This is a genomic window from Modestobacter sp. KNN46-3 (genome assembly GCF_011039295.1).
Genome location: NZ_JAAKGN010000035.1, coordinates 21374 through 33749 on the forward strand (window position 1 = coordinate 21374; position 12376 = coordinate 33749).

The window sequence follows — 12376 nt, forward strand, 5'->3', positions numbered from 1 at the left end:
GTTGTGTCTCAACCGTGCATCGGTTCATTGACATCGATGACATGGGCTTGTTCCATGGCCCACGTCACTCTTTGACAGTGATCCTCGACTCGCAAAGGCGCGTGCCGTGCTCCTCTCCGCCACCACCCTCTGCCCGCCGTGCGGCGGGCCGACGGGCTGTGCCCCGGGGCGCCGGCAGTGACGCCGCGCATCACTCTGCGTGACGTCGCCTCCCGGGCGGCGGTGAGCCCGAAGACGGTCTCCCGGGTGGTCAACGGCGACGCGCACGTCACCCCGAGCACCCGGGCACGGGTGCAGCAGGCGATCACCGACCTGGGGTTCCAGCCCAACCTGCTGGCCCGGTCGCTGCGGATGGGCCGGGCCGACGTGATCGGGCTGGTGGTCGAGAGCCTCGCCGACCCGTTCTTCGCCCGGCTCACCAGCGCCGTCGAGCAGGTGGCTCACGAACGGGGCCAGGCGGTGATGGTCTCCAGCGTCGGCAACCGGGCTCCGGAACGCGAGGCGCTCGTGGTGGAGAGCATGCTCGTGCGCCAGGTCGCCGGGCTGATCGTCGCGCCGATGGCGCGCCACCACGCCTACCTGGCCGAGACGCTGCAGCACACCCCGGTCGTCTTCGTGGACCGGCTGCCCGAGGGGGTCAGCAGCGACGCGGTGCTTATCGACGACCTCTCCGCAGCAGAGGTGGCGACCCGCCACCTGCTGGAGCACGGCCATCGGCGGGTCGGCTTCCTGGGCTCGGAACTGCGCAACCCCACGACGCGGCTGCGGCTGGCCGGGTACCGCCGGGCGATGTCCGAGCACGGGCTGGTCGCCGACGACTCCCTGGTCGCGGTCGGTGCCGGCTCGGCCCGCGAGGCCACTGCCGCCGCCGTGCAGCTGCTGGCCGGGCCGCAGCCGCCGACCGCGATGTTCTCCTCGAACATGCGCTGCTCCCTCGGGCTGGTACCGCTGCTGCACAGTGCCCGCCGCACCGACGTGGCGGTGGTCAGCTTCGACGACTTCCCGATGGCCGACTCGCTCGCGCCGGCGGTCACCGTCATCGACCACGACCCCGAGGTCATCGGCCGCGCCGCCGCGGAGCGGTTGTTCCGCCGGATCGACGACCCGAGCGCGCCCGTGGAGACGGTGCTGGTGCCGTTCCGCCTGGTACCGCGCGGGTCCGGCGAGCTGCGGCCTCCCGTCCGCGCCGTCCCGGCCCACCACGACCACGACCGCCTCGCGCGACGCAGGGAGCCGGGCATGGAGCACGACCGAGGAGAAGGGAGGGCGTCGACCATGGCGTCGCCGCACGTTCAGGAGGAGGCGCGATGACCGCCGCCCTCGAGGCCCGGGGTCTCCGGCGCGAGTTCGGGCACGTGCGTGCCCTCGACGGCGCCGACTTCGACGTCAACCCCGGTGAGGTGGTCGCGCTCATCGGTGACAACGGTGCCGGCAAGAGCACGCTGGTCAAGGCGTTGTCGGGGTCCCTCGCCGTGGACTCCGGCGAGCTGTACAGCGACGGTGAGCGGGTGACGATCGACACCCCGGCGGCCGCGCGGTCGCTGGGCATCGAGACCGTCTACCAGGACCTCGCGCTCGCCCCCCACCTCGACCCGGTGCAGAACATGTACCTGGGTCGGGAGGTCATGCGGCGGGGCCTGATGGGCCGGATGGGCTTCATGGACCACGCCGAGATGAAGGCGAACACCGTCCGTGCGTTCGACGAGCTCGGTGCGACGGTGCGTGACTTCGCCGCACCGGTCGGGTCGATGTCCGGTGGCCAGCGCCAGCAGATCGCCGTCGCCCGCGCGGCGGCCTGGGCCAGCCGGGTGATCTTCCTGGACGAGCCCACCGCGGCCCTCGGCGTCGTGCAGACCCGCAACGTGCTGGACCTGATCCGGCGGGTGCGCGACCGCGGCATCGCCGTGGTCCTCATCAGCCACTCGATGCCCCACGTCATCGAGGTGGCCGACCGGATCCAGGTGCTGCGGCTGGGCCGGCGGGTGGCGACCTACGACGCCGACAAGACCTCGATGGAGGAACTGGTGGGAGCCATGACCGGCGCGATCAGCCAGGAGGCGGCGTGAACACCGCCACGGAGCAGCGGGCGGCGGCGCCGACCGACGAGGAGCAGCCGAAGACCCCGCTCCAGCGGCTGGTGAGCGCCCAGGCATTCCAGATCCTGGGCGTGCTGCTCGTCCTGGTGGTGCTCTTCAGCATCGCCGAGAGCGACGCCTTCCTGTCGGTGAACAACCTCCGCAACGTCGTCGTGAACACCTCGATCCTGGCGATCATCGGGGTCGGCATGACCTTCGTGATCATCACCGGCGGCATCGACCTGTCGGTGGGCAGCGTGCTGGTGTTCAGCGGCGTCGTCGCGGCCAAGGTGATGGAGGCGCTGGGTGGCGAGGGCGTCGGGGTGTCCCTCGTGGGCGCGCTGGTCGCCTGCGGTTCGGGCACCCTGTGGGGTCTGTTCAACGGGGTGCTGGTCGCCCGGGCCAAGGTGCCGCCGCTGATCGTCACGCTCGGCACACTCGGCATGGCGTTGGGTGGCGCACAGATCGTCACCGGCGGCATCGACCTGCGCGGTGCGCCGACGGTGCTGACCGACACGATCGGCTTCGGTCGCCTGTTCGGCCAGATCCCCTACCTGTCGCTCATCGCCCTGCTGGTGGTGGTCGTGGGAGCGGTGGTCCTGCACCGCACCCGTTTCGGCCGCTACACGTACGCCGTCGGCTCCAACGCCGAGTCGGCCCGGCGGGTCGGGGTGAAGGTCGACCGGCACCTGATCGGCGTCTACACCCTGGCCGGCTTCTGTGCCGGCCTGGCCGGGATCCTCAACCTCGCGTTCTACGCCTCCACCACGATCGCCGGCCAGTCCAACACCGCCCTCAACGTGATCGCCGGTGTCGTCATCGGTGGCACGAGCCTCTTCGGTGGGATCGGCACGATCGCCGGCACGGTGATCGGCCTGTTCATCCCCTCCGTGCTGCAGAACGGCTTCGTGATCATGGGCGTCCAGCCCTTCTGGCAGCAGGTCGTCGTCGGCGCGTTCCTCATCGCCGCCGTCTACGTCGACCAGGTCCGACGCGCTGCGGCGACCCGCGGAGCGCGAAGTCGCAGGTCCTCGTCCTCCCGGTTCTCCCGCCCATCAGGGGCACGTCGAAAGGAATCACGGTGAACAGAAACACCAGTGCGAAGATGGCGGCGCTCTCGGCGCTGGCCCTTGCCTTGACCGCGTGTGGCGGTGACGACTCCGGCGACGGTGGCGGCTCCGGTGGCGGCGGAGGCGGCTCCGAGGCCTACGAGATCGCCTTCGTGCAGGGCGTCGCGGGCGACGAGTTCTACATCACGATGCAGTGCGGGATCGAGGAGGCCGCCGAGGAACTCGGCGTCGAGGTCACCACGCAGGGCGCACAGCAGTTCGACCCCGCGCTGCAGACCCCGATCGTCGACAGCGTCGTGGCCAGCGCACCGGACGGGCTGCTCATCGCCCCCACGGACGTGACCGGCATGTACCGCCCGATCCAGGCCGCCGCGGACGCCGGCATCGCCGTCGGGCTGGTCGACACGACGCTGGAGGACCCGTCGATGGCGGTCACCCAGGTCGCCTCGGACAACGAGGGCGGTGGGGCGGCGGCCTTCGAGGCCATCCAGGCCGCGAACCCGGAGGGCGGCACGGTGCTCGTGGTCGGGCACGAGCCCGGCATCAGCACCAGCGAGGCGCGCATCAAGGGCTTCCTCGACGCACTCGCCGAGGACCCGGCCTTCACCGCGCTGGAGACGCAGTACGCGCAGAACGACGTCGCCGAGGGGGCGCGCATCGTCACCTCGACGCTGCAGGCCACCCCCGACCTCATCGGGGTCTTCGGCACGAACCTGTTCGCCGCCGAGGGTGCGGCGACCGGCCTGCGCCAGGCAGGTGCCCAGGAGCAGGTGACCGTCGTCGGCTTCGATGCCGGCCCGGCCCAGGTCGAGGCGCTCGAGGCCGGCACCGTGCAGGCCCTGGTCGCCCAGCAGCCGGCCGAGATCGGCAGGCAGGGGCTGGAGCAGGTCATCGCCTCGCTGGACGGCGAGGAGCCGGAGGCCGAGATCCAGACCGGCTTCACGATCATCACCCAGGAGAACCTGGCCGACAACCAGGACGCGCTCTACCGCTCCAGCTGCTGATCTCCCCGCCGAGGCAGGACGCCCCGCCCCCTCGCTCGAGGGGGCGGGGCGTCCTGCGACGTGGGCAGCTCAGCCGAGGCGGCCGTCCCGGGGCGACTCGGGGACGTCCAGGTGAACGACGAGATCGGCGCGTGACCGCGATGCCTCCACGGCGCAGCCGTTGCGTCCGTCGACGGTGCGCACCCAGTGCTCGGCCGCCTGGGCCTCGTGGCCGTAGGACCGGCGGCGCTGGATCAGGCGCCGCTCCCGCACCTCCGGTGGGACGTCGAGGTACCAGACCTCGTCCAGACAGGCGCGGACCGCCGACCAACCGTGCTCGGACATGAGCAGGTAGTTGCCCTCGGTGAGGACCAGGGGAGTGGCCGAGGGGACAGGCACGGCGCTGCCGACCGGTTCCTCGAGTGCCCGGTCGAACAGCGGCGCGTAGACCGGCACCCGGGGCGGCGTCCGCAGTCGGGTGAGCAGGGCGACGTAGCCGTCGACGTCGAAGGTGTCCGGCGCGCCCTTGCGGTGACCGCGTCCGAGGCGCTGCAACTCCACGCCGGCGTAGTGGAACCCGTCCATCCCGACCAGCGCTGCATGGTCGCCGAGTGCCGCGAGCAGCGCGGCGCACAGCGTCGACTTGCCCGCCCCAGGGGCGCCCGTGACGCCGAGGACGCGGCGGGTGCCGGGGCGGGCCAGCTGTGCAGCACGGGCGACCAGCTGCTCCAGCGTCTCCCGGACGACCGGAGGTGGTCCCGGGTCCGACGGAGCTGCCTGGTCCACGGGTCCACGTCCTCTCCGGCGGTCCACCGGGACGGCGACCGCACGTTCCTGCGGCACGGTAGGGACGCGTCGACGACGCTGTCAACGAGTGGTCTGCCGTCATGTCACCGGTGACATGACGGCAGCGCTGTGGTTGCATCGCCCCTGGCGGCCGTCGTCCACCGGCGGTGCCCCACCCTGCTGAGGAGATGCCCTGACATGACGGACTTCAACGGCCGCACCGTGCTGGTCACCGGGGCCACGGGCGGCATCGGGGGGGCGATCGTCCGGCAGCTCGTGGCCGCGGGCGCCGACGTCATCGCCAGCGGCCGGTCGGCCGACGGGCTGGCGGCGATCGCCGACGAGACGGGCGCCCGGACGCTGACCTTCGACCTGACCTCCGAGGAGAGCGTCCGGTCGGCACTTCAGGACCTCGACCTGTGGGGCGTGGTGAACTGCGGCGGCTTCGGCGGCGAGATCGCCACCCCGATGGAGACCGACATCGACGTCTTCGACAAGGTGATCAACGTCAACGCCCGCGGCGCCCTGCTGGTGACGAAGTACGCCGCCGCGTCGATGATCCGGCTGGGCCAGGGCGGCGCGATCGTGAACGTGTCCAGCCAGGCCGGTCTGGTGGCGCTGGCCGGTCACATCTCCTACGGGTCGTCCAAGGCGGCGCTGGACAACATCACCCGGGTGTCGGCTCTCGAGCTGGGCGCTCACGGCATCCGGGTCAACAGTGTCAACCCGACCGTGGTCATGACCCCCATGTCGGCCTGGTACTGGGGGCGCCCGGACATCGAGGGCCCCTTCCTCGACCAGATGCCCCTGGGCCGCTGGGCGACCGAGGACGAGATCGCAGCGCCGGTCGTGTTCCTGCTCAGCGACGGTGCGTCGATGATCTCGGGGGTGTCGCTGCCCGTCGACGGCGGCTACACGGCCCGCTGACGGCCGGGTCCCCCGGCGGCAGGCGACCTGGATGGCCACGATGCGCGACGTCGCCGCGCGCGCTCAGGTCAGCGCCAAGACGGTGTCCCGGGTCTTCAACGACGACCCGCACGTGCACCCGGAGACTCGGGCCCGGGTGGCGGCCGCGCTGCGCGAGCTGGGGTACCTGCCCACCTCGCTCGCCCAGACGTTCCGCTCCGGTCGCGCCCCCGTGCTGGGCGTGGCGGTGCCCGACCTCGGTGATCCGTTCTTCGCCGTCATCGCCAAGGCGGTCGAACAGGTCGCTGCGGCAGCCGACATGTCCGTCGTCGTGAGCAGCCTGGGGTACGACCCGCGGCTAGAGGCGGGGACGCTCGAGTCGCTGCTGCGCCGCTCGCTCAGCGGACTGGTCGTGGCGCCGACCTCGCAGGACCAGGGCCACCTGGGTGCCTGGGCGACGCGCCTGCCCATCGTCTTCGTCGACCGCCCGGCGCACGGCCTGCCGGCGGACGCGTTCACCGGTGACGACCACGAGGGCGGCCGGCTCGCCACTGCTCACCTGATCGCCCACGGCCACCACGACATCGCCTTCGTCGGGGACAGCCCGGCGATGTCCACCACCACCGCCCGCCTGGCCGGGCACCGGTCGGCGCTGACCGCCGCCGGTCTCCGGCCGAGGGACGAGCTCGTCGCGTTCGGCGCCGTGGACCGGGCGAGCGCCGACCGGGTGGTGGGGCGGCTCCGGGACGCTGCACGACCGCCGACGGCGCTGGTCAGCGCCGATGCCCGGACGTCGATGGCCCTCGTCCCGGCGCTGGCCGGCGCGGACTGGGCCGTGATCGGCTTCGGTGACTTCCCGATGGCGCACATGCTCTCGCCGTCCCTCACCGTCATAGACCAGGACCCCGCGACCTTGGGACGGCTGGCCGCGTCCCGGGTCGTCGAGCGCCTGGCCGCAGCCGGGGCACCGGTGCACCGGCACACGATGACGCCGGTCCGGCTCGTGCGGCGGCGGTCGTGCTGGTCACCATCCGGCGCCCGGGTCCTCTTCCCCACCTCATCGCCGGGTTCGGCGACCAGCGCGTCGCACGGTGAGGCCAGTCCACCGGACGCCGACCACCGTCGTCCACCGGCGCCGCCGTCCGGGTCGTCAGCAGAGGAGTGCACCGCATGACCACCACACCGTTGGATCAGCAGACCTTGGCCGGGTTGCCGCCAGCCCTCGGGCGTCCCGCGTACGACCGCCCAGCGGCCACCAGCGGCGTCGTCCACCTGGGAGTCGGGGGGTTCCACCGTTCCCACCAGGCCGTCTACTTCGATCGGCTGCTGGCTCGTGGACACGCCGACTGGGGGATCACCGGCGTGGGCGTGCTGGGTGTCGACCGGCCGCTGCACACCGCGTTGCGCGCCCAGGACGGGCTCTACACGCTCGTGCTGAAGGACACGGACGGGTCGATCGAGCCCACCGTCATCGGCTCGCTGCTGAACCTCCTGCTGCTGGAGGACGACGCAGCCGCCGTCCTGGCCGCCATGGCGGCGCCGTCGACCCACCTGGTCACCATGACCATCACCGAGGGCGGCTACAGCACCGACAAGTCCACCGGGCGCTTCCGCCTGGACGAGGGACTGGCCGCCGACCTGACCAGCCCGGTGCCCCGGACGGCGTTCGGCTTGCTGAGCGCCGCCCTCAGGAGGCGGCGAGACGCCGGCACGCCCCCGTTCACGGTCGTCTCCTGCGACAACGTCGAGGGCAACGGCGATCTGGCCCGGCAGACCCTGGTCGAGTTCACCCGGCTGCAGGAGGAGCAGGCGGCGGACGGGTTGGCCGACTGGATCGCCGGTGAGGTGGCGTTCCCGAACTCAATGGTCGACCGGATCACCCCGGCCACCACGGATGACGACCGCCTCCGCCTCACCGCGGAGACCGGCGTCGTGGACCAGTGGCCGGTCGTGGCCGAGCCCTACCTGCAGTGGGTGCTCGAGGACCGGTTCAGCGACGTGCGCCCGCCCCTGGAGGACGTCGGTGTCCAGCTGGTGCCCGACGTGCGCCCGTACGAGCTCATGAAGCTGCGGCTGTTGAACGCCAGCCACCAGGTCATGTCCTACCTGGGCGCCCTCGCCGGTCACCGCCGGGTCGACGAGGTGATGGCGGACCCGCTCTTCGCCGAACTGGTCGAGCGGTACATGCGCACCGAGGCGTCGCCCACGCTCCCGCCAGTGCCCGGCACCGACCTGGCCGCCTACCGGACCACGCTGTTGGCGCGCTTCGCCAACTCCGCGGTCAGCGACACTCTCGCCCGCAACTGCGCCGAGGGGTCCGAGCGCATCGCCACCTTCGTGCTGCCCGTGGTCAGGGCGCAGCTCGCCGCAGGCGGCCCCTGCCACCTGTCGGTCCTCGCGATCGCCGCCTGGGCGCGGTACGCCCGAGGCGTGGACGAGAACGGGGAACCGTTGGCCGTCGTGGACGCCCGCCTGGACCGAGTGGCTCCGCTGCTGCAGCAGGAGGACCCGCTCGCCGTCCTCACGCTCGGCGAGGTCTTCGGCGAGCTCGCCGATGACGAGCGTTTTCGGCAGGCCTACTCGGAGGCAGCGCGGCTGCTGAACCGGCTCGGGGCCCGCGGGGCGGTGGCCCACCTGGTCCGCCCATGAGGTCGTCGAGACGCCTGTCGCTCGGGGTGCCGGCTCCGGCCACCACCGGGGGGCGGCAGCGCGCTGAGCACCGTGGTGACCGATCGCAGCACCGCGGCTCGCACCCGTGGTCGGACTCGTCCGCCGGGTCCGGCCTCCCGGCAGCGGAGGCTCAGTCGCGGAGGTGTGCCGGCCCGCGCTTGGTCCGGTACATGGCGGCGTCGGCGCAGGCGAGGAGCGAGGCCGGGTCGTCGGCCTCCTCGGGGAAGACCGCCGCCCCGGAGCTGGCGCGGATCCGCAGGGCCGTCCCGGGCAGCTGGAGCGGTGCCTCGAGGGCGGCACGCAGGTGCTCCTGCACCCGCCGGACCGTCTCCTCCGCAGGCGGGCGGCTGCCGTCGTCCGGCCGTGCCCGGCCGGACGCGGGGAGGCCGGCGAGGACGACCAGGAACTCGTCGCCGCCCAGCCGGCCCAGCAGGTCGCCGGCGCGGACGGCCGAGCGCAGGCGAGCGGCCGCCCCGACGAGCGCGGCGTCGCCGACGGCGTGACCGAAGCGGTCGTTGATCGCCTTGAAGTCGTCGAGGTCCAGCAGCACCGCCGCCACGCTCCCGCCGCTGCGGCGGGCGCGGTGCAGTTCCAGGTTCAGGTGCTCCAGCACGTGTGCCCGGTTGGGGAGGCCGGTGAGCTGGTCGTGGTGGGCCAGGTACGCCGTCCGCCGCTCCCGGTCGACCCGTGCGGTCACGTCCAGCTGGCTGCCGATCAGGTGCGTGACCTCGCCGTGCGCGTCCCGGACGGCGCTGACGTGCAGTTCGTTCCAGAACGCCGAGCCGTCGCGCCGGTAGTTCAGCAGCACCGCGTCGACGTCGCGCCCGGCGAGCAGCCGCCGCCGGATCGGGTGCACCTGGTTGCGGTCGGTGTCGGCCCCCTGCAGGAAGCGGCAGTTGCGGCCGAGCACCTCCGACTCCGGATAGCCGGTCATCCGCAGGAACGCGGCGTTCGCGTAGACCAGCGGGAGGTCGGGGCGGCGGGCGTCGGCGATGACGATCCCGTTGCTCGCGACCGAGACGGCCCGGAGCATCAGGTCCGGCAGGTCGGCCTCGGTGACCCGCGCGACGGCGTCGCCGGGGGCCGGGGCGGGGAGCGGCAGCGGCGTCGCCGACCCGGCCGGCGGGCGGGTCTTCTCCAGCAGCAGCCCGGCGGCCTCGAGCACCCGCTGCCGGTCGTAGGTCAGCACGTAGTCGAGTCGGCGCGCGGCCGAGCGCACCGGGACGGGGGCCTCGGTCGGGTCGCCGCGACCGTCCACGGGGACCTCGCGAGCGGCCAGCGCGGCCGCGAAGTGCGGGCTGACCACGGTCACGACCCACTGGTCGGTCAGCGGGTCGTCGGCATCGAGGGCGGTGCCCACCACGCCCGGCACGGGCTCGTCGGGCATCCCCGCGCCGGTCACCGCGGTCAGGGCGGTGAGGCTCCCGAGCGTCTCGTAGCGGCGGCGGGTGCGCGCGCTCATCAGGTCGGCGTGCTGGAAGTTCGCGAGGACGACGGTCTGCTCGTCCAGCAGGAGTGCCTGGCGCTCGACCTGACGGGTCATCGAGGCGAGCAGCGGCACGCCGGCGCGCTGCGGTCCCGAGGCGGCGGCGAGCACCTCGTACGGCGTCCCCGGACCGGTTCCCCCGGCGCCTCGCGCGGGCGTGGCCGGGCGCAGCTGCAGGCCCCGCATGCCGGCCGCCGGCAGGCCCCCCGGACGCCCGAACATCCAGCCCTGCCCGAGTCGCGCGCCCATCGCCAGCGCGCGGTCCAGGTGCTCGGTGGTCTCGATCCCCTCGGCCAGGACGAGCGCGCCGGAGCGCTCGGCGTCGGCACGCACGGCGTTGACCACCGCGGCGGCCTGCAGGCTGGTGTGTCCGCGCACCAGGGCCAGGTCCAGCTTGATCACGTCCGGCCGGAGGAACGACACGAGTGCGAGCCCGGCCGGCTCGGCACCGACGTCGTCCAGCGCCACCCCCCAGCCGATCTCGCGCGCGCCCCGCACGCCACGGACCAGGTCGGCCGGGCGCTCGAGCAGGTCGCGCTCGGTGACCTCCAGGACCACCTGCACCCCGGCCGGCGTGAGGTCGGCCAGGTCGGCCAGGTCGGCGGGGGCGAGGGTGGACAGCGTCGCCGGCTCGATGTTCACGAACAGGGTGGTCGGCTCCGCGGCGCCGGCGACCCCGCGCAGCGCAGCGCGCAGGCACGCGGTGTCCAGCGACGCGGTGGTCCCGGCTGCTGCGGCCGCGGCGAACAGCTCGGTCGGGGACTCCAGCGGCCCCGGCTCGCCGCGGGACAGCGCCTCCACCGCCACCAGCGCGCCGTCGGACAGGTCCACGATCGGCTGGAACAGCGACCGCACAGCGCGCTCTTCGCACATCCGTGAGGTCATGGGCCAAGCCTTCCACGCCGGGCCGGTCGGCGCGGGTCCTGAGCTGCACCCGGCAGACGACGCTGGGCTGCGCCGACCGTGCGGCGCTGGGCGCCCGCGGAGTGTGGCGCTTGACACAGCTTCGTGGACACCGATTGGCTGGGGAACGGAAAGCGCTTGCCAGGCCGCCGTGCCCGACGGTGACCGTCCAGACCAGAGGAGTCCTGTGACCCACTCGAAGCAGCCGGTCCGCGTCGCGGTCGTGGGAGCCGGGAACATCGCCGACGACCGCCACCTCCCGGCGTTGCGCGGGATGGGGGAGCGCGTCGAGGTGGTCGCGCTGGTCGACGTCGAGGAGTCCCGGGCCCGCGCCCTCGCCCAGCGCTGGGACGTCCCACACACCTTCGGCGACCTCGCCGCGATGCTGGCCGCGGAGTCGCCGGACCTGGTGGTGGTGTGCACCCCGCCGGGCGCGCACCTCGACGGCGTGACGACGTGCCTGCGCGCCGGTGCCTGGGTGTGGTGCGAGAAGCCGCCGATGCTCTCGCTCTCCGAACTCGACGCCGTCGCCGAGCTCGAGCGCGACGGCGGCCCGTACGCCACCTACGTGTTCCAGCACCGTTTCGGCTCCGGCGCCACCCGGCTGCGCGAGCTCGTGCGCACCGGTGAGCTGGGCCGGCCGCTGGTCGCCGTCTGCCACACCCTCTGGTACCGCGACCCCGCCTACTACGAGGTGCCCTGGCGGGGGCGCTGGGCCACCGAGGGCGGCGGCCCGACGATGGGCCACGGCATCCACCAGATGGACCTGCTGCTGTCCTTGCTCGGCGACTGGCGCGAGGTCACCGCGGTCACCGGCACGCTGGAACGCGACGTCGAGACCGAGGACGTCGCGATGGCGGTGGTGACGTTCGCGTCCGGGGCGATGGCCACCGTCGTCAACAGCGTGCTCTCGCCCCGGGAGACCAGCTACCTGCGCTTCGACTTCACCGACGCGACCGTCGAGCTGCAGCACGTCTACGGCTACGGCGACGACGACTGGACGTGGACCCCCGCCCCGCACGTCGCCGACCCCGACCGGGTCGCCGGCTGGCGGGCCACCGCCGGGGTGCCCAGCGGGCACGCCGCGCAGCTGCGCAGCCTGCTGGACTCCTTCGACCGGCGGGAGCGACCCCAGGTCAGCGGCGTCCAGGGCCGGGAGACGATGGAGCTGGTCACCGGCATCTACCGGTCGGCCGCCACCGGCCGCAGCGTCGCCCGCGCGGACCTGGTGCCGGGCAGTCCGCACTACGACCGGCTCGGCGGCGAGCTGGTCACCGCGGGCGGTGCCCGATGAGCCGCCCGAAGGGCGCGGCGTTCCGGGTCACCCACGAGCACGGCCGCCGGGTCGTCGTCGCGGTCGAGGGGGAGGGCCTGGGCCAGGCAGACCTCGGCGTCGGTCACCTCGACCGCGGCGAACCCGTCGTGCCGCACCCGGCCGACGTTGTCCACCGGGACGTAGCCCTCGCCGTGCCGGTAGCTGGACCCGCCCCAGAAGTT

The 12376-nt window shown here is 73.2% G+C and carries 11 protein-coding genes; 8 read left to right on the top strand and 3 right to left on the bottom strand.

The window, feature by feature from the left end:
• Positions 1–177: 177 nt before the first annotated feature.
• The 4 genes from G5C62_RS10270 to G5C62_RS10285 are packed head-to-tail and all read left to right on the top strand — an operon-like array spanning position 178 to position 4149.
• On the top strand, positions 178–1311 hold the full coding sequence (locus G5C62_RS10270) for a LacI family DNA-binding transcriptional regulator (RefSeq protein ID WP_164700902.1): 1134 nt from the start codon (positions 178–180) through the stop codon (positions 1309–1311).
• Positions 1308–2066, top strand: coding sequence for an ATP-binding cassette domain-containing protein (locus G5C62_RS10275; RefSeq protein WP_164700901.1), 759 nt, complete (start codon positions 1308–1310; stop codon positions 2064–2066). The genes G5C62_RS10270 and G5C62_RS10275 overlap by 4 nt, the downstream gene beginning before the upstream one ends.
• Entirely contained in the window at positions 2063–3160 is a 1098-nt protein-coding gene (locus G5C62_RS10280; protein WP_164700900.1) for an ABC transporter permease, read from the top strand. The genes G5C62_RS10275 and G5C62_RS10280 overlap by 4 nt, the downstream gene beginning before the upstream one ends.
• A complete protein-coding gene (locus G5C62_RS10285; protein WP_206330569.1) occupies positions 3157–4149 on the top strand; it encodes an ABC transporter substrate-binding protein in 993 nt (330 codons plus the stop codon). The genes G5C62_RS10280 and G5C62_RS10285 overlap by 4 nt, the downstream gene beginning before the upstream one ends.
• A gap of 69 nt (positions 4150–4218) precedes the next feature.
• Here G5C62_RS10285 and G5C62_RS10290 read toward each other — a convergent pair whose 3' ends face one another.
• Positions 4219–4914, bottom strand: coding sequence for a nucleoside/nucleotide kinase family protein (locus G5C62_RS10290; protein ID WP_206330568.1), 696 nt, complete (start codon positions 4912–4914; stop codon positions 4219–4221).
• Between the two features lie 198 nt (positions 4915–5112).
• On the opposite strand from G5C62_RS10290, the gene G5C62_RS10295 reads away from it, so the two are divergent.
• From G5C62_RS10295 to G5C62_RS10305, 3 genes are read left to right on the top strand one after another with little or no spacing between them, the layout of a single operon-like run.
• The gene (locus tag G5C62_RS10295) at positions 5113–5841 is read left to right on the top strand and encodes an SDR family oxidoreductase (RefSeq protein ID WP_164700899.1); all 729 of its coding nucleotides are present in this window, start codon (positions 5113–5115) and stop codon (positions 5839–5841) included.
• Between the two features lie 31 nt (positions 5842–5872).
• Positions 5873–6994, top strand: a complete 1122-nt coding sequence (locus G5C62_RS10300; RefSeq protein ID WP_241175814.1) for a LacI family DNA-binding transcriptional regulator — start codon at positions 5873–5875, stop codon at positions 6992–6994.
• Positions 6991–8469: a mannitol dehydrogenase family protein gene (locus G5C62_RS10305; RefSeq protein ID WP_164700898.1), complete on the top strand. Its 1479-nt coding sequence runs from the start codon at positions 6991–6993 to the stop codon at positions 8467–8469. Before G5C62_RS10300 ends, G5C62_RS10305 begins: the two co-directional genes overlap by 4 nt.
• A gap of 151 nt (positions 8470–8620) precedes the next feature.
• Here G5C62_RS10305 and G5C62_RS10310 read toward each other — a convergent pair whose 3' ends face one another.
• Positions 8621–10861: a diguanylate cyclase domain-containing protein gene (locus G5C62_RS10310; protein WP_164700897.1), complete on the bottom strand. Its 2241-nt coding sequence runs from the start codon at positions 10859–10861 to the stop codon at positions 8621–8623.
• Between the two features lie 205 nt (positions 10862–11066).
• Here G5C62_RS10310 and G5C62_RS10315 point away from each other — a divergent pair, with 205 nt between their 5' ends.
• The gene (locus G5C62_RS10315; RefSeq protein WP_206330567.1) at positions 11067–12173 is read left to right on the top strand and encodes a Gfo/Idh/MocA family protein; all 1107 of its coding nucleotides are present in this window, start codon (positions 11067–11069) and stop codon (positions 12171–12173) included.
• On the opposite strand, the gene G5C62_RS10320 is transcribed toward G5C62_RS10315, so the two are convergent.
• Positions 12125–12376 (bottom strand): hypothetical protein (locus G5C62_RS10320; protein ID WP_206330566.1); only part of this gene is annotated, 252 nt, incomplete at its 5' end. The genes G5C62_RS10315 and G5C62_RS10320 overlap by 49 nt on opposite strands.

Bases quoted from the DNA above. Each gene is read 5' to 3' on its own strand.
- G5C62_RS10275 (WP_164700901.1), top strand. From the start codon at position 1,308: ATGACCGCCGCCCTCGAGGCCCGGGGTCTCCGGCGCGAGTTCGGGCAC.
- G5C62_RS10295 (WP_164700899.1), top strand. From the start codon at position 5,113: ATGACGGACTTCAACGGCCGCACCGTGCTGGTCACCGGGGCCACGGGC.
- G5C62_RS10300 (WP_241175814.1), top strand. From the start codon at position 5,873: ATGGCCACGATGCGCGACGTCGCCGCGCGCGCTCAGGTCAGCGCCAAG.
- G5C62_RS10305 (WP_164700898.1), top strand. From the start codon at position 6,991: ATGACCACCACACCGTTGGATCAGCAGACCTTGGCCGGGTTGCCGCCA.
- G5C62_RS10310 (WP_164700897.1), bottom strand. From the start codon at position 10,861: ATGACCTCACGGATGTGCGAAGAGCGCGCTGTGCGGTCGCTGTTCCAG.